A 17,577-nucleotide genomic window follows, 5' to 3' on the forward strand; every position below is an offset into this window, starting at 1 on the left:
GGAGTGGGGCATTTAGCTGAAATTTCCCCAAATCCCTAAACCCCTAAATCACTGATAACTGATAACTGATCACTGATAACTGAATAAATGCTACATATTGCTACTTTTTCTCGCGAAAATGATTGCCAAAATTTTGGTTTTTGGCAGAGACTTGCGCCCCATACCAGGGTTTTAGTTACTCTTTTGTTAGTTTTTGCCACAGCCTTAACTCCCAATGGTAGCTGGGAAACTTGGGGGATTTACGCATTAGGATTAATTATTTTAATTCTGATCAGTCGGGTGACTATTCCCATACTTTTACGAAGAGTAGCGATCGAATTTGTCTTTATCGGTGTGGTTTTATTAGGAACCCTTTTTCGCGATGGCGGGGAAATTCTTTGGTCTTGGGGATTTTTGCGGATAACTAGCGAGGGATTGCTAGTTTTAGGCAGTGTCGCCCTAAAAGCTTTTCTCTGTCTTTGTACGGTCAATATTCTGGTTTTAACCACAGCAATTCCCGACCTGTTGCAAGCATTAGTTACCCTGAAAACTCCCCCTTTATTGGTGGCAATTTTGGCTTCTATGTACCGTTATCTAGCTGTTTTGATCGCTGAATTTAATTCCATGCGAAGGGCAGCAATTGCGCGCAATTTAATGAGTAGTCCCCGATGGCAACGGTTGCTAGTGGGACACATGATCGGCGCTTTATTTATCCGTACCTACGAACGTGGCGATCGCATTTATCAAGCCATGTTATCGAGGGGTTACACTGGTTCCTTGCCTTCTGTACAGGTTCCCCAAAACAAGCTGAACGATTATCTAGCTATAATTGGCATAGTAATTCTGATCCTCTGGGGTCAAATGGTACATCTACTCAGGTAAAAGTCTCGTTTTTCATGCACCACAACCCGATTTTTATTGAAAACCTAGCTTATACCTATCCTGACGGCACAGAAGCGTTAAAAGGTATTAATTTAGCCATTGAAGCTACGGAAAAGGTGGCGTTGGTAGGGGCAAATGGATCGGGAAAATCCACCTTATTACTGCATTTTAACGGTATTCTCCCGCCGCAAACCGGTAGAATCACCGTCGGTCCCTACGAAGTTAAACCGGAGAATTTAGAAAATATCCGCAATTTTGTCGGTTTAGTCTTCCAAAACCCCGACGATCAGCTATTTATGCCCACTGTCTGGGAAGATGTCACTTTTGGCCCGATGAATCAGGGAATTCGGGGAGAGGATTTAAACCATCGCTGTCATCATGCTTTACACGCGGTGGGATTGGATTCCCAGCATTACAGTAAGAGAAATAGTCAGAATCTATCGGGGGGTGAAAAAAAACGCGTGGCAATTGCGGGGGTTTTAGCCATGTTGCCGGAGGTCTTAGTTTTTGATGAACCTAGCGCCCAACTGGACCCCCGGTCCCGTCGGCAATTAATACAACTGTTGGCCACTTTACCCCAAACCCAAGTGATTGCCACCCATGATCTCGATCTGGCTTTAGAGTTGTGCGATCGCACGGTGGTGTTAAGTCGTGGTCAGGTGGTAGCAGCGGGAGAAACCGCTAAGATTTTAAGTAATCGGGAATTTTTGGAACAACACGACCTCGAAACACCCCTTTGTTATAGTCGTCCCTACTGTGCGATCGCTGATGCGCCCTCACAAGTCAGTGATCACTGATCAGTGATCAGTTATCAGATGTGAGTTTTCAGTTCACCGATTACTCTTGACTGATCACTGAAAAAAGCTCCCTTTTCCCCTCTCATAGACAGTCTTAACGAGTAATTGAGATAGTCAACAGCTTACCGCTACTTAGCGGTTAATTTTTGGGATTCTAAGGGAGAATGATGTAATAACATTAATTGATTTTCTTGTAATATTTCGATAGCATAAGCAAGGCCAGAAGTATTGCTAAATTCAACTTCAAAAACATTTGGCTCATAGACTTCTACAATTGTTCCCACTTGCCCGCGATATAATCCCAATTGGGGTAAGTCTTCTAATAAAGCAACCACATCTAAGAGTTTCATTTCCTTATCTCCTTATCTCCTTAAAATACATAACAAGTAACTAAACGGGGAAAATTTTCATCATTTCTGATTATCCAAACACTGGGAATAATAGCCGTTTTGTTTTGATGATTCAGGGGAAAGTCAATAATATACTTTTGTCCATATTCCCACTTCTGCAAGAAGTCTGTGGATAGCTTGCCTGAGTAAATACTGATGTCTGATGCACAATTTTGAGATTTATTATCGGTTTCTTGCATAGAAGAGAAGACAAAAGCAAGAAAGTCTGACATTCTTAGGATAGGTAGCACGAAAATCGAGGCCATTTCTCACGATGCAAGCTCTGCTAGAAAAAGCTCAGATAGCGTTGAATAAAAAGGACTGGGAGACAGTAAACGCCAGCATACAGCGACTTTTAACCCAAAAAGATGCTATTGAACCAATTATTAACGATGAAATCCTCGATTTAGCCCTAGAAGCTTTACAAAAATGTGATTTTCAACAGCGATGGGAGATAGCGAAACTATTTCCTCAAATCGGTCAATCGGCGATCGCACCTTTAATTGCCCTGTTAGAATCCGAGGAGCAAGATGGGGAAATGCGCTGGTTTCTGGCGAGAATTCTCAGTCAATTTGATGATCGAGCCTGTATTCTCGCTCTCAGTCAATTATTGCAAAGATCGGAGGAGGAGGAGGAACTCAGCCAAATGGCTGCGGCAGCTTTAGCCAATATCGGCAGTTCTGCGATCTCTAGTTTAGGGCAATTACTGTCCGACTCGAAGACGCGTTTTTTAGCCGTACAAGCTTTATCACAAATTCGCCGGCCAGAAATTATCGAACCGCTTTTAACCGTAGTTAAGGATCAATCTAGTGCCATTCGGTCCATGGCGATCGAAGCTTTAAGCAGTTTTCACCATCCCCAGATTACTGCGATTATCCTCGATGCTTTACAGGATCCAGCCATCGAGGTGCGACGGGAAGCAATTAAAGCTAGTAGTTACCTAGCGCCAAGTTATCCCCAAGCAGATTTAGTTAACCATCTGCAACCGCTCTTATTCGATATCCACCTCGAGATCTGTCAAGAAACGGCGATCGCTCTAGGTCGTATCGGCACAGCAACCTCAGCCAAAGCTTTAAATCCACTGCTGCAATCTTCCTTAACTCCCGATAGTTTAAAATTAACTGTAGTACGAGCCTTGGGCTGGATCGAGGACGGAGAAGCTTTAAATTACTTAGAAAAGGCTTTATATAGCGAAAATGTCTTGATTTGTCGGGAAATAATCGCTATTCTCGGCCGGCAAACCTCCCAGAAATTACGCCGACAAGCAGGGGAAATTCTCGGTAATTTTTATCACTCCCATCCCGCGATCCTCGCTGATACAGGAGTTAAACAGTCTTTAGCGATCGCTTTAGGAGAATTAGATCGGGACAATAAAAGTATTTTGCTGACTTTAGCAGCCGATGGGGAGGCGATTGTCCGTCTCCATGCTCTCAGCGCCCTAAAAAAGCTAGATCATGGGACTATATAGGGTTGGCTGAAAAACTTTTTGCCGCAAACCCCAAGTAGGAGAATTGCCAGAGCCTGTCTTTTGCACGAGTGCCTGTTGCCTCTTGCCTTCAGAAGCTGATTACTGATAACTAAAAAACTGATAACTGATCACTGCTCACTGATTTAAGGTCTTTGCAGGAAGATTAATTCTTCAACGGGGAGGAAATCATCGTATTGACCTTGATTGGCTAAAACTACGATTAAATGGAGACGAGCATCGGGTTCAATGTGTAATCCTTCCCAGGGGACAGCAATTTCCAAACATTGATTAAAAGAAGCTTTGGCACTACTAGGAACTCGTTGCCAAGTAAAATATTCTTGAGCAACTTCTAACCAAGTAAATTCCGTGATTAAATTAACTCCCAGATGATGATGATAACCGTAATCGAGGGGCGATCGAGGGGGAATATCTGCTAGGGTAATTGGACTTTGCAGACGATGGACTTCGTCATAATACCAATATAAATGCACTTCTGCGGGAATTTCTTCTCCTAAGTTTGCCCCCGGTTTCCAATCGAAACGCAGATAAAAATTGAGATGATCCCAACCGAAAAACAGCCTTTGTACTAAGGAAGTCTGGTGCATTGTACCACTGGCGCCGCCAATTTCGAGCCGTCCGGCTTTATCCCAATCCTGTTCGTCCCCAAAACCGTCGATAATGGGGTGAATAAAGGCCAGTGGACGATTACCTTGTTTATCCCCGTGTTCTTCCACCGGTTCGAGCAAATAGGAGGGAATTGGCTCATTTAAAGCTTGATAAAGAGTGATCAGGTGTTCGCGGAAAAGTTGATCAAAAATTGCGTCATGATTGGAAGAATGGCCATAACCAAACCACCAAAACCAATCGGAACCTTCCGCTGCATACAATGCTTCCCACGCGTCGGGGTTATTATCTTCCGTCGCTTCCGGGTGATTAGCGAGGGTTTGACGGGCTAAAATTAGATATTCCCACGCTTTATTTTTAGCGGGATCGCCGATCCAAGTGGTAAAATTGGCATCGATCCAAGACCCGCTATGAAGTTGATGGCTGGGGATTTTTGCATTAGCGGGAAAGCGATCGAGATATTCGGAGACGGTGACTAATTCGATCGCTTGGTGGTCGCTTAAAAGTTGATACAGGTTCTCTAGGAAGGGTAAACCGTCTTGATGATAGTTTTCCCAGCAGTTTTCGCCATCTAGCGCAATGGTAACTAACCAGGGTTTTTCTAGGGTCGTGGTTTCTGCGTTGGTTTTCAGTTGTTCGGCGATCGCTTCTAGGTGTTTAACTAAGTCTGTAGCGGCCTCTTGCGCTTTCATGCCACTATAGCTAAATCCGATCAGATCCGAGAGACGATGATCGCGGAAAACCATCGATAAATTGCCGTTGCTAGTTTCCAGACGGTAGGGACGATAAAGCAATTCCGGTTCGCTAATATTGCCTTTTTCGTCGCGATGAAAGTAATGTCCCAGGGACCAACCTAACACCCCCTCATCGGAACATAACCACTGAAAACCCTGTTTAGCGATTGCGGGGAGAATCGCGGGACTAACGGATTGTTCCGAGGGCCAAAGTCCTCGAGGATGTTTATCAAAGCGATCGATATAGATTTGCCAAGCTTTCCGGAGATGGCGCGAAATATCTTCAGGATAGTGGAAATATTGACGAGGAAGGGTCATATTCGGCACCGCTACCCGGCCGGCTTCCGAGTTGGCCAGCAGGGGTAAAATTGGATGGGTGTAGGGACTGGTAATGATTTCTAGTTGTCCGGTTTCCTGCATTAACCGGTGTTGTGGCAAGATACGACGCAGAATTTGACGCTGTTTGGAGATAATGCGCTGGCGATCGCTTAAAGTGAAGTTTTTTCCCTGTTCTAACCAGGCTGCGATTTCTGGGTCACTGTGAAAGATAGGATCGATCCAAGCGAGGTTATGCCAAGCCAAGAGATCGCTATAATCTTGGAGATTCCAATGACTAATACACCAACTATGACCGTTTTCTTGACGCTGTGCGTATAATTGGGCGTAACGGGGGTGCGGATCGATCAGGGTACGATGGTTAGCATCGAAAAAGTGTTCGAGGATAAAGTGTTTTTGTGCCAGGGTTAATTGCGCTTCCGGGGTGACGGTGAGAGCAAGATAGGGGTCTATAGCTAGTCCGTTGACGTAATCCTCTAATTGCAGGATTAAAGAGGGGACAAGGTTGACAGTTTGATGTAATTTGGGAAAACGTTCTAGAATCAGGATTAAATCGAGATAATCTTTCACCCCATGCAGTCGCACCCAGGGTAAGCGATATTGTCCCGAAGCATCGGTGCGAGTTTGAGAGGATTTGTAGAGGGGTTGGTGTTGATGCCAAATAAAAGCGACGTAGAGAGGATAGGCCATGATAATACCGAGGAAAAGTGCATATAACAGGCTTTAAAGCCGTTATATTAGATAATAATGGACAATAAAGCCCATTCTAGATTCTTAAAAGTTGATTTCGGTCACTACCATAATCCTATCAACTGGTTTTCAGGGGGTATCGTCTCTTTGTATTTGTTAAAGGATCGGCTCCTCTAGTGGTGATTATTTGCAGTTCAGCAGTAGAATCTCTAATATTATTCGGCCTCACTGATTACTGTTTACTGTTTACTGATTACTGTTCACTGAAAAACCCCCCATCACTCGATCGACAACATTTTTTAGGATGATAGGATAAGCTGGAATTATCGAAACCGTAGAAGTAATAGATAAAATGAGTAATCTCCTCTGGCCGCGTTTTCTCAAGAAAGCTTACCGTCAAGAACCAATAACTAGCTTTATCTTTACCGTAGCGGCAGTAGATGTCATCATCGGGGTTCTAGGACAAAGATGGACACTGCTATCTTTAGGGGCAACGATTATGGCGATCGCTATATTCGCCCGGTGGCAACAGGGCCAAAAAACCGAGCAAATCAACAGAGAAGAAGCAGCAAGATATTATTTACCGCCCCAATCGGGTCAAGTAGCTTTACCAACCCTGAAAAACGAAAAAAATCGACCTTCTTAGCTCAAAAATCCCACCTTGCTTGGCAATCAATCCCCTCAAAGGCTAGAATCTATAGCACCGTTCATTTGTTAATATTCAACTAAATTTATGAAATTCCGATTTATGGGTGGGGAGAAACTTGTCGGGGCAATTGTGGTCAGTGTTCTAACCACGCTGACAATCGGGCAACATCAGCTTAGTCAGGCCCAAAGTCCCATTGCCCCCCCTAAACCCGCGGCTGCAAGTGGCGAAAAAACCCTGGAAACTATCCTAGTAGAAGGTTTAGGCAGACTTACCCTCGCTAAAACCCTAGAAGGGCAACAATCCACCCCTAATGCTGTGATTTTCAGCCCCGATAACCAATTGGTTCTCGCCGGTGGTAGTGATACGGATCCTCTCCTGAGAATTTGGTCAGTAAAAACAGGAGAAAAAGTCTCCCAAACTCGGGCCCAAAGAACCAGCGTCAAAGCTTTAGCCATTAGTCCCAACGAAAGATTATTAGTTAGTAGCGGTTTAGATGGTTCGATTAATTTTTGGAATCTGGTGGAAGGGAAGTATTTAGGAATTGCCCTCGAACACGGTAATACTGTCCTCGCCCTCACCGTTACTCCCGATGGTAAAACTTTAATTAGTGGCGGTTTGGAAGGAATTCGCCTCTGGACAGTGCAACCCCCCCGCCGTCCCCTCTATCGTTTAAATTGGGTGGGTAATTTTGTTTATTCCCTAGGGGTGAAATCCGATGGTTTCACCCTTGCTAGTGGTCATGAAAACGGTGAGGTAAATTTTTGGGACATCCGCGAGGGCAAATTTTTATCGAAATTTGCTGCCCATCCCCAAGCGGTGAGCAAGCTTTTATACACTCCCGACGGTAAAAATTTAATTACGGGTAGTTTAGACCGCACGATTAAAATCTGGGATACGAGCAATAATAAGTTATTATTTACCCTCATCGGTCATACGGACCGAATCCGTTCCCTGGCACTCCATCCTAACGGACAAATTCTCGCTAGTGCCAGTAATGACGGTGTGCGTTTATGGGATGTGACGACGGGTAAACAGTTGGCCTGGTTTGATAATAATTCCGACTGGGTGGAATCCCTAGCTTTTAGTCCCGATGGGCAGTATTTGGCTAGTGGTAATTATGATTTTAAAATTCGCCTCTGGCAATTCGTTCGTTAGGCAAAAATGCCCGCATTTAGCCTTTAACCACTTCTAGAAAAGCCGATTTCGCCGCTGCCTGTTCCGCCGCTTTTTTGCTTCTCCCTGTTCCCACTCCTAATTTCTGCTCATTTAACCACACTTCCGCACAAAAACGCTCTTGATCTAAACCATTGATTTCTTTTACTAAATATTGCGGCAGTTTTTTGTATTTTGCTTGTGTCCACTCCTGCAAGGCATCCTTATAATTCTGTCGGGCCGGATCTCGACGAATTTCGGCCGCTTTTTCCCGTAGCGGCTCATCTAACCAAGAACGCACTAAAACCATAGTATGCGTACTAAGATATAATGCTCCCAAGACCGCCTCAAAAGCGTCTGCTAGTCGGGAAATTCGCCCCGCTTGATCAATACTCGTACTACTTGATACCAACAAATAACGCTCGAAACCGTAGCGATCCGCAAATTCCGCCAGAGTGCGATCGCTAACCATCATCGATCGCAGGGCGGCAAATTCTCCCACTAGCGCCTCCGGATAGGTTTCTAACAATACCTCCGCCGCCACGAGCCTTACCACAGAATCGCCTACAAATTCCAATTGTTCATAATTCTTATCACGGGAAACACTGGGATGAGTTAGGGCCAAATCTAATAAATCCCATCTGACGGGGACATCAGCCGATAAACCCAGCTTTTCCACTAGGATTTTTAATTGTTTTTGGCGACGCGGATCACTTAAGGACATGGGAGCGGGAATTATAAATTATGAATTATGAATTATGAATTATGGTTCTTCCGAACTTACACTGTAGAAAAGTCCCCAAGCTCCCTCTCTGTCCAGCAATGTTCTAAAGTTGATAAATATCAATCTAACAAAAACTCAAAGCCTTATTGTACAAGCTTTACAAGCATAAGTTGTTGATAGTTTTGCATGACAGGTTCGGTAGAGCCTGAATTATGAATTGGGGAGCTTTTTTTCAATGATCAGTAAACTGATAACTGATAACTGATAAAGGAGAGAGTCAGACATAAGCCGAATTCTGTATTTCCCAACAGCAGTAAAATTGCTTTTACCTTTGTTGGAATAGAGGTTATCTATCTGGGATAATTGTCACCAATTACCTCAAGCGGTTCCTAAGAACGGGACAGGAAAAAGACCAACCTTTGTCCCTCCACCTTGCTCCCCACCGGGGTTTACCGAGCCAGTACCTCTCAATACTGCTGGTGCGCTCTTACCGCACCTTTGCACCCTTACCCCCAATCAGTTATCAGTTATCAGTGGAAAGTTATCAGTGGAAAGTTATCAGTGGAAAGTTATTAGTTATCAGTGAATTTACTTTCGTTACTGTTTACTGATCACTGTTTACTGGACGGCTACGCCGTGCCTTTGGCAACACTGAAAAAAGGGGGCGGTATTTTTCTGTGGCACTATCCTCACGCTCACGCGCACTGGACGTTATCCAGCAAGTGTGGTCTTTCAGGAGTTCGGACTTTCCTCGGAATCATTGATCAAATGATCCCGCAACCTCTAGACCAACTCTCTCCCATTCTCTAGTATGACTTACCAGAGACTTGATCGCTCATATATCCCGGTCAATAATCAGTGTTGCCAAAGGCACGGCGTAGCCGTCCAGTAAACAGTAAACAGTGAACTGAACAGTGAAAAGACAGTAGGAAACTGCTATTTAATACTGCTCGCTTAAGCTGTTCGTAATTTAAATTGCTTGTTGAGACGAGGCACTCTTGCGCTCTTGCGCTCTTGCGCTCTTGCACTCTTGCAACAGTAAAGGAATTGGAGGAGATTCGGCTAATCTAAGAATAAGCGGTTTAAATACGTCTTAGCTTAACTGATAACTGATAACTGATAACTGATAACTGATAACTGCTCAATGTCGATCGCTCTAAACGTTAATATCAAAGGTAATGGCTATCCGATCCTCTGTCTGCACGGTCATCCCGGTTCGGCAGCGAGTATGTCTGTATTTACCGATCATTTTTGCCAACGCTGGCAAACCCTGGCCCCGGATCTGCGCGGCTACGGTAAAAGTCGTTATCGCCGCGATTTTCAGCTAGAAGAACATCTAGAGGATTTAATCGAGCTGCTCGATCGCCAAAAAATCCAGCAATGTTTAATTCTCGGTTGGTCTTTGGGGGGTATAATCGCACTGGAATTAGTATTGCGGCATCCCGATCGCTTTCCTGGTTTAATTCTCGTGGCCTCGGCCGCGCGGCCTTGGGGTAGTCATCCTCCTATCACCACCAAGGCTCTGATCTTGACGGGGATGGCGGCAATTCTCAATCAGATCAAACCGGGATGGCGTTGGAATATTGATACTTTTGCTCGTCGTTCCCTGTTTCAGTACCTTTTTTCACAACATCAAGCGATATCCTATCGCTATCTCGCTCAAGATGCTGTTCCCGCCTACTTAGGCACTTCTCCCTTTGCCGATCGCGCTTTAAATCGGGCTTTAAAAAAAGGTTACAATTGTTTAAAATCTCTTGACAAAATCACAATTCCCTGCTTGGTTCTGGCGGGGGCAAATGATCGCCATATTACCAGTGCTTCTAGCCAAGAAACAGCCGAAAAACTAAAACTGTCTCAGTGGAAATGTTACCCAGATACGGCCCATTTGTTCCCCTGGGAAATCCAGGACTTAGTTTTAGGGGACATTGATGCTTGGTTAGCGGAGCATTTTAGCGATAAACTGGCAGGGTGAAGTGAAAACTACTGCCGTGGTCAGGGACACTATCCACCCAAATTTGACCGTAGTGGGCGCGAATAATCTTACGACAGACCGATAAACCGATGCCATAACCTTCTTTACCCTCATCCCGTTTGAGACGCACATGACCCTCAAAAATATGCTCTTGTTTTTCTTCGGGAATGCCGGGGCCAGTATCACTGATGCTCACTTGTACTTTTTGAGTAGTACGATGGAGGACAGAAAGGGTAATTTCGCCGCCGGGGGGAGTATATTTGATGCCATTCTCCAAGAGATTAATAATCACCTGTCGGATTAACTCCTCATCAGCATAGACGGGGGGCAGATCTTGGGGGATATCGCTTTGGAGAGTTAAAGTCTTTTCCTGAAAAATATCGGTAAATTGAGACAAAATTTCCTGACAAAGAGCTTGAAGATAAAATTTACTCTGGTGGAGAGTGAATTGCGCCGCCATGCTCTTAGAAGCTTGCAGAATATCCGTGATCAAACGGTTCATAATCCGGAACTGTTTGCGGGCCTGTTGGTGCAGTTGTTCTCGTAATTGCAGACTGCGCTCCGTATCCGGTTGATGATAGGCTAATTCTAGGGTTTCCACAGCGATGGAAGCAGCGGTAAGAGGACTGCGTAAATCGTGGGCTAACATAGCCAAAATTTGGTCTTTAAATTTTAATTGTTCTAATAATTCTTCCTTTTCTTGTTTGAGACGAAAAACCTCATCGGCGATGCGGATGAGTTCGCCCGAATGTTCCATCTCTTGACGTTGTGCATCCTCAGCGTGATTATTTTTGACCTCCTCTTTAATCGCTTTTTGCCAACGTACCAACCATTTTTTAAACTGTTCCACCAGATTACTGCCCGCGAGGGTATGGCGGGGACCAGGAGCAATTTTGACCAAGGCAGGGGTAGCTACAAGGCGAAAATGTTCGACTAAATGAGGTTCCTGGCGAATTTCGATGATCTGTAGGTCAATCGGGTAATCAGACCTTAAAGACTGGAGATAGGCCTGAATTTGACGGATAATTTCTTGAGAACTGGGACGGTCATCAACAAACAGCAAAAGTTGAATCGAGAGAGGCGTTATCGTCTCTCTCCCTAAAGCAGTCAGTGCCTCGTTAGATGGGAGCATCGGAAAATTAGTAAACCTAGGGATTGACGAGATCGATCGATCATCGATCGACTTTTATCATATTCTTTATTGTAGAAGCTTAAGATAGTATAAAATCTACTCAACCTAATCTTAAAGTTTTATTCCTTAATTCTAAGAAGAAATCCTATGGCTTTTGGCTATGTTGCCCTAGTTCTCCACGCTCATCTCCCCTTCGTCCGCCATCCCGAAAGCGATTACGTCCTCGAAGAAGAATGGTTATACGAGGCAATCACAGAAACCTACATCCCTCTGCTGCAAGTTTTTGAAGGTCTCAAACGGGACGGTATCGATTTTAAAATGACCATGAGCATGACTCCGCCTTTGGTGTCGATGCTGCGGGATCCGTTACTGCAAGAGCGCTATGAAGAACACTTAGGCAAGTTAGAAGAATTAATTGCTAAAGAAATCGACCATAATCAACATAATGGCCATATTCGCTACTTAGCCGAATATTACGCTGAATCCTTCCAAAGTATCCGACAAACTTGGGAAAAATACGATGGAGATCTGGTCAAAGCTTTTAAACAATTCCTCGACAGTAATAACCTAGAAATTATCACCTGTGGTGCGACTCATGGTTATATGCCCCTGATGAAAATGTACCCACAAGCGGTGTGGGCGCAAATTGAGGTGGCCTGTCAACACTACGAGGAAAATTTCGGTCGTCGTCCCAAGGGCATTTGGTTGCCAGAATGTGCCTACTACGAAGGGGTAGAGAGAATGTTAGCCGATGCGGGCATTCGTTACTTCCTCGTCGATGGCCACGGTATTCTCTACGGTCGTCCTCGCCCCCGTTACGGCAGTTATGCGCCCATTTTCACGGAAACTGGGGTGGCTGCTTTCGGTCGTGACCACGAATCTTCCCAACAGGTCTGGTCTTCCCAAGTCGGTTATCCGGGGGATATAGTTTATCGGGAATTCTATAAAGATTTGGGCTGGGAAGCGGAATACGAGTATATTAAGCCCTATATCATGCCCAACGGTCAACGCAAGAATATAGGCATTAAATACCACAAAATTACTAGCCGGGACGGCGGTTTATCGGAAAAAGGGCTTTATGACCCCTACTGGGCCAAAGAAAAAGCCGCCGAACACGCGGGCAATTTTATGTATAATCGCGAGCGACAAGTGGAGAGTTTAGCGGGAATTATGGGCCGTCCCCCCCTGGTTGTTTCTCCCTACGATGCCGAGTTATTCGGTCACTGGTGGTATGAGGGACCCTGGTTTATTGATTTTCTGTTCCGCAAGTCCTGGTATGACCAAAATATCTACCAAATGACCCATTTAGCCGATTATCTCCGGGCTAACCCGACCCAGCAGGTTTGTCGTCCTTCCCAATCCAGTTGGGGTTATAAGGGTTTCCATGAATACTGGCTAAATGAAACTAACGCCTGGATCTATCCTCACCTGCACAAAGGCACGGAACGGATGATTGAATTAAGTCATCATGAAGCGGAGGATGAATTACAGGAACGGGCTTTAAATCAGGCGGCCCGGGAGTTATTATTAGCACAATCTTCTGACTGGGCTTTTATTATGCGAACCGGTACGATGGTTCCCTATGCTGTCCGGCGTACTCGTTCCCACCTGCTGCGGTTAAATAAAATCTATGAAGATGTAAAATCCGAGAAGATTGACTCTGGTTGGCTGGAAAAAGTCGAGGAAATCGACAATATTTTCCCCAATATTGATTACCGCGTCTATCGACCTCTGTAATCTGGGTGAGTAGTATAGATAAAAAGGGGGTTAGTTAATACCCCCCCGATTTGATTTTTTAGAAAGTTAAATTTATGTGTCTTGGGCTAATTCTGAGGCTAATTTGGCCAGAATTTTGGGTTTAAGTTCATCAAGTTTCCGTTTTAACGTCCGCTTGCTAATTTGCGGGCTGCCCACTGGGGCTAATTGACTATCTCTCACCCATTGCTGCAAAATTTGGCATTGATTGGGAGGAATATTAGCGGTGATCACATTTTCGCAGATCTGGCCGCCTTGGAGGGAGAAAAATAAAATCCAGTATTGACCGGTTTCGCCGAGGGTTTTGGTCATTTTTTGACCCTGGGGGGTTTTTAAGTCCAAATAACAGGGCAACCAGCGGGGCCCCTGTTTACGATGATAGAGGACAGTAATCCAGAGAATCATCGGGTGGGGTGTGGGTAAAAAGAGGAATTGATTATAACGGACACTAGCAACTCGAACAGGGATATCTTCTCGATCCAACATTACCCATAAACTGGCAAAAACGCCGTCAGCAGCCTTGATACAGCGTGGGAAGACGATTTTTTGGCGCGGTTTATCCTCGGGCCAAATGGACTTGAGACAGATATCCTTGGTATTAGGGACAGCAACACTGGTTTGATCTAAATCATCAAGGGTTTTAGTTTTGGTGGTGTAATCGTCGATTTTTTGGACTATTTCACCGATACGATTTAATTTATTGGGTTGATTATTTTTGACTAGGGGTTCGAGTCGTTCGAGAAGTTGTAGTATATCTGTAACACTTTGCGGTCGATCGCTGGGTGCTTTGGCTAAACAGCGCAGGATTAACTGTTCTAATTCTGGCGGTAATTGCAAGCTAGGATTAAAGGGACGGGGTTCAGCGTAGTGGTGAACCTCATACCAACCGCCAAAGGAGGAATTATCGGGAAAAAGGGGTGTTTCTCCCGTGATCATCTCGTACATCACGATCCCGAAACTGTAGATATCGGAACGATGATCGAGTTCTTTACCTTCCATCTGTTCTGGGGAACAATAGGCTAAGGTTCCCATAAACGATTGGGTTTGGGATTCTCCCGATTGGATGAGCTTAGCGATGCCAAAATCGAGAATTTTCACCAATTCCCCTAATCCTGAGTCCTGAATCACGATAATATTGCTAGGTTTGATGTCCCGGTGAATAATCGGACACATCTCGCCTTGGAAGATAATACCCTTATGGGCGCATTCGATGCCGAAACAAATCTGACGGGTGAGATTGAGAAAGCGCGGGAGGGGCAGCGGCTGATATTTGATGATTTCTCCTATGCTTTCCCCCTGCAAAAATTCCATGACGTAGAAGGGGACTTCTTTTTCATCTACACCATAATCACGAACTTTAACAATATGAATACTTTTTTCGCCTAAAAGTGCCGAAATAGTTGCCTCTCGCTCGAAACGCTCGCGCATTCTTTTGTTGAGGAGAGTTTGCGAGAGGAATTTCACGGCGACGGTTACGCCACCTAAGAGTTTATCTTCCGCTCGATATACTTGTCCCATGGCACCGCTACCGATCAACTCGACCAGTTGGTATCGATTGGCAAGTAGGCGCCGATGTCTAGATTCTGCCGACATAACTAGGCTACCGTTTTAATTATAGTGAGTCTGGTGGAGAGAGTTTTTTTTAAGAACCGCTGCAATTCCGGGGTGATCGAGAGGACTTAACCTTAGAATGCCTTTTTTTAGGCTAAAAGCATGATTGTTAATATATATTTTCAGGCATTTTTAGTCATTGCCCCTTGGATAATTAATTTTTGGGGGTCGAAAAAATGAAAAAACTAACTATAAAATAGCATAAAATCTCTAAATAGACAATTTGATTGATTATTATTCGTTCTTGATTCTCCTGACTTGAAAGAGGCTGTGGGGTGTGGGGTGTGGGGAAGGAAACCTCTTTCATCTGTGGGGGTGAAAATTTTTTCATCGGGACTGCCTAGGGACTCCTAAACCACCACTACAGGAAACTCTCTAACCCCCCTAAAACTTTTTTGCCGAAAGTGACCGATCTGCGTAATAATTCTTTAATAAAGATTTGTAAACTTGAAAATGATTATCCTTTCGCAGTGCTAGAGATTTAATGAGACGACTAATTGCGATCGAAAAAGCTCTGCTCATCGGTCATATTGTATCGATGGCTTTTGGACTAGCGGGATTATTGCTAGTCTTGCCTCATCCCGAATTTGTGGCCAATTTACCGGATTTTGGCAAAACCGCCTTTGCTTGGTCAATGGCCGGGGGGGGTGTGGTGTATATGGTGTTAGGAATGGCAGCGGTGGCTGTTTATGCCTATCGGACTCTAGGAGTGTGGCACTGGTTAGGATTCATGGTTCCCGCTATCAGTTTATCCCTTTGTAGCGAACTATTAGGAACCAGTACCGGCTTTCCTTTCGGTCATTATCGTTATCTTTCGGGTCTAGGTTACAAAATTGCGGGTTTAGTCCCCTTTACTATCCCCCTATCTTGGTTTTATCTCGGTTTTAGTGCCTATATCATCGCTCGTGTTGGTTTATCCACTCTTGCTATACCCCAGTGGCTACAAAATCTAGGAGCGATCGCTATCGGGGCGGTATTATTAACTTCATGGGATTTTGTCCTAGATCCGGCCATGAGTCAAACCACCATGCCCTTCTGGATTTGGGAACAACCGGGGGCCTTCTTTGGGATGCCCTATGAAAATTTTGCCGGTTGGTTCGGTACAGGCTGTGTTTTTATGACGGTAGCCACTTTAATCTGGCAAGTGCAACCGGTGAAACTGCCAAGTCAAGATTTAACCCTGCCTTTTGTGATGTATTTAGGTAATTTTGGCTTTGCTACGGTCATGAGTATGGGTGCCGGTATTTATCCGCCGATTTTCTTAGGATTACTCACCGGTATTCTGCCTTTAATACTCCTCTATAATCGCGCCAAGGCTGTTGCTTCCGGGCAAACAGTGCCGACAAGCGAAGTAACAACCCTAAAAATCCCCGTTGTTTCGGTGAGAGGAGCCAAATAAGTTGTTAACTGAGATAATTCTCGGTGCATTCTGCCTGGGGCTACTGCTGTCTCAGGCTGTTGCCTTTTTTATCCTTCTTTCCCGTCTGCTAAAAGGGGCGCGTCGTCGTCCTCCCCTGACTCCCCAACCCCCCACCCCAGAAATGTTAGGGACGGTAAGCGTGATTGTGCCGACGTTAAACGAAGTGGCCAGGATTGACGGTTGTTTACAGGGATTGAGTCAACAGAGTTACGAAGTGCGAGAAATTCTGATTGTCGATAGCAATTCCCAAGATGGTACGCGGGAAAAAGTCAAGGAGATGGCGGCAAAAGACCCCCGCTTTCGCCTGAAAACCGATGATCCTTTGCCTCCCGATTGGGTAGGTCGTCCCTGGGCGTTACACAATGGTTTTTTGTTTAGTTCTCCTGAAAGTGACTGGATTTTGGGCATTGATGCCGATACCCAACCCCAAGCAAATTTAGTCGCCAGTTTGGTCAAAGCTGCGATCGCAGAAGGTTATGATTTAGTTTCCCTGTCGCCGCAATTTATCCTCTCCTATCCGGGAGAATGGTGGTTACAGCCAGCTTTATTGATGACTTTGCTCTATCGCTTTGATGCGGCCGGAGTGCGCGGGCAAGATCCCGAACGAGTCATGGCCAATGGTCAATGTTTTCTCTGCCGGCGGTCAGTTTTAGCGGCTTTAGACGGTTATAGCGGGGCAAAAGGTTCTTTTTGCGATGATGTCACCCTGGCCCGTCTAGCGGCAACCAAAGGCTATCGGGTGGGATTTCTCGATGGGGCGAAGTTGATTCGGGTGCGGATGTACGAAGGACTTAAGGAAACTTGGCGCGAATGGGGCAGATCCCTTGACCTCAAAGATGCCTCCTATCAGGGGCAATTATGGGGCGATTTAGCTTTATTAGCTCTTACTCAGGGATTACCGATAATTATCACTCCTTTACTGCTCACAGCTTTGATTTTTGGCTACAATTTCCTGAGTTTACAAATTGTCTTGACTTTAAACCTGCTGCTGTTATTGATTCGCTTTGCCCTTTTATTGGCCGTCTCTCCTAGCTACTATCGGGGCGAAAAAGTCAATCTATCTTCGGGATTATTTTGGCTATCTCCCCTCGCGGATCCGCTGGCAGTTATCCGCATTTTTATCTCTGCTTTTACCCGTCCCCAAAGTTGGCGCGGTCGATTGTATTAAAAATATGGCTCTCTTAGGTTTGGTGGGTAAAATGGATTCTAAGATACAGTCCTGTTGGCGAGGGAGTGGAAGGAACCACAAAGACACAGAGGACA

Annotated in this window: 15 protein-coding genes and 1 other RNA gene; 9 read left to right on the forward strand and 7 right to left on the reverse strand. The window is 45.1% G+C overall.

Annotated features, from left to right (window positions below):
• Positions 1 to 87: 87 nt before the first annotated feature.
• Both cbiQ and N0824_RS03695 read left to right on the forward strand, forming a co-directional pair.
• Positions 88 to 861: a cobalt ECF transporter T component CbiQ gene (gene cbiQ / locus N0824_RS03690; protein WP_108935757.1), complete on the forward strand. Its 774-nt coding sequence runs from the start codon at positions 88 to 90 to the stop codon at positions 859 to 861.
• A gap of 14 nt (positions 862 to 875) precedes the next feature.
• Positions 876 to 1,658, forward strand: a complete 783-nt coding sequence (locus tag N0824_RS03695; protein ID WP_108935758.1) for an energy-coupling factor ABC transporter ATP-binding protein — start codon at positions 876 to 878, stop codon at positions 1,656 to 1,658.
• A gap of 128 nt (positions 1,659 to 1,786) precedes the next feature.
• Here N0824_RS03695 and N0824_RS03700 read toward each other — a convergent pair whose 3' ends face one another.
• Positions 1,787 to 2,008, reverse strand: a complete 222-nt coding sequence (locus N0824_RS03700) for a DUF4926 domain-containing protein (protein ID WP_108935759.1) — start codon at positions 2,006 to 2,008, stop codon at positions 1,787 to 1,789.
• A gap of 20 nt (positions 2,009 to 2,028) precedes the next feature.
• Complete coding sequence (locus tag N0824_RS03705; protein WP_108935760.1) at positions 2,029 to 2,280, reverse strand: DUF6883 domain-containing protein; 252 nt, start codon at positions 2,278 to 2,280, stop codon at positions 2,029 to 2,031.
• 41 nt (positions 2,281 to 2,321) lie between these two features.
• Here N0824_RS03705 and N0824_RS03710 point away from each other — a divergent pair, with 41 nt between their 5' ends.
• Positions 2,322 to 3,515, forward strand: a complete 1,194-nt coding sequence (locus N0824_RS03710) for a HEAT repeat domain-containing protein (RefSeq protein ID WP_108935761.1) — start codon at positions 2,322 to 2,324, stop codon at positions 3,513 to 3,515.
• Between the two features lie 143 nt (positions 3,516 to 3,658).
• Here the strand turns inward: N0824_RS03710 and N0824_RS03715 are convergent, their stop codons facing one another.
• On the reverse strand, positions 3,659 to 5,899 hold the full coding sequence (locus N0824_RS03715) for a glycoside hydrolase (protein ID WP_108935762.1): 2,241 nt from the start codon (positions 5,897 to 5,899) through the stop codon (positions 3,659 to 3,661).
• A 352-nt stretch (positions 5,900 to 6,251) separates the two neighbouring features.
• On the opposite strand from N0824_RS03715, the gene N0824_RS03720 reads away from it, so the two are divergent.
• Both N0824_RS03720 and N0824_RS03725 read left to right on the forward strand, forming a co-directional pair.
• The gene (locus N0824_RS03720; protein WP_108935763.1) at positions 6,252 to 6,545 is read left to right on the forward strand and encodes a hypothetical protein; all 294 of its coding nucleotides are present in this window, start codon (positions 6,252 to 6,254) and stop codon (positions 6,543 to 6,545) included.
• Positions 6,546 to 6,632: 87 nt separating this feature from the next.
• The gene (locus N0824_RS03725; RefSeq protein ID WP_108935764.1) at positions 6,633 to 7,703 is read left to right on the forward strand and encodes a WD40 repeat domain-containing protein; all 1,071 of its coding nucleotides are present in this window, start codon (positions 6,633 to 6,635) and stop codon (positions 7,701 to 7,703) included.
• A gap of 16 nt (positions 7,704 to 7,719) precedes the next feature.
• Here the strand turns inward: N0824_RS03725 and rnc are convergent, their stop codons facing one another.
• Together rnc and rnpB are read right to left on the reverse strand one after the other, a co-directional pair.
• Positions 7,720 to 8,424, reverse strand: a complete 705-nt coding sequence (gene rnc / locus N0824_RS03730; protein ID WP_108935765.1) for a ribonuclease III — start codon at positions 8,422 to 8,424, stop codon at positions 7,720 to 7,722.
• A 269-nt stretch (positions 8,425 to 8,693) separates the two neighbouring features.
• Positions 8,694 to 9,220: RNase P RNA component class A (rnpB, locus tag N0824_RS03735), an RNA gene on the reverse strand.
• Positions 9,221 to 9,568: 348 nt separating this feature from the next.
• On the opposite strand from rnpB, the gene N0824_RS03740 reads away from it, so the two are divergent.
• Positions 9,569 to 10,396: an alpha/beta fold hydrolase gene (locus tag N0824_RS03740; protein ID WP_108935766.1), complete on the forward strand. Its 828-nt coding sequence runs from the start codon at positions 9,569 to 9,571 to the stop codon at positions 10,394 to 10,396.
• Here the strand turns inward: N0824_RS03740 and N0824_RS03745 are convergent.
• Positions 10,374 to 11,528 carry a histidine kinase gene (locus tag N0824_RS03745; RefSeq protein ID WP_108935767.1) on the reverse strand — a complete coding sequence of 385 codons (1,155 nt, stop codon included), beginning with the start codon at positions 11,526 to 11,528 and terminating at the stop codon, positions 10,374 to 10,376. The genes N0824_RS03740 and N0824_RS03745 overlap by 23 nt on opposite strands.
• 147 nt (positions 11,529 to 11,675) lie before the next feature.
• Between N0824_RS03745 and N0824_RS03750 the strand changes: the two genes are divergently transcribed.
• Positions 11,676 to 13,265, forward strand: coding sequence for a glycoside hydrolase family 57 protein (locus N0824_RS03750; RefSeq protein WP_002748569.1), 1,590 nt, complete (start codon positions 11,676 to 11,678; stop codon positions 13,263 to 13,265).
• A gap of 72 nt (positions 13,266 to 13,337) precedes the next feature.
• Here N0824_RS03750 and N0824_RS03755 read toward each other — a convergent pair whose 3' ends face one another.
• A complete protein-coding gene (locus tag N0824_RS03755; RefSeq protein ID WP_108935768.1) occupies positions 13,338 to 14,876 on the reverse strand; it encodes a serine/threonine-protein kinase in 1,539 nt (512 codons plus the stop codon).
• Between the two features lie 502 nt (positions 14,877 to 15,378).
• Here N0824_RS03755 and cruF point away from each other — a divergent pair.
• Positions 15,379 to 16,293: a gamma-carotene 1'-hydroxylase CruF gene (cruF, locus tag N0824_RS03760; protein WP_108935769.1), complete on the forward strand. Its 915-nt coding sequence runs from the start codon at positions 15,379 to 15,381 to the stop codon at positions 16,291 to 16,293.
• A gap of 1 nt (position 16,294) precedes the next feature.
• Positions 16,295 to 17,482 (forward strand): 2'-O-glycosyltransferase CruG, encoded by a 1,188-nt coding sequence (cruG, locus tag N0824_RS03765; protein ID WP_108935770.1) that lies wholly within the window; start codon positions 16,295 to 16,297, stop codon positions 17,480 to 17,482.
• Positions 17,483 to 17,577 lie beyond the last annotated feature (95 nt).

Origin of the sequence: Microcystis sp. 0824, assembly GCF_003112475.1 — a bacterium.
Classification (GTDB): Bacteria; Cyanobacteriota; Cyanobacteriia; order Cyanobacteriales; family Microcystaceae; genus Microcystis; species Microcystis aeruginosa_C.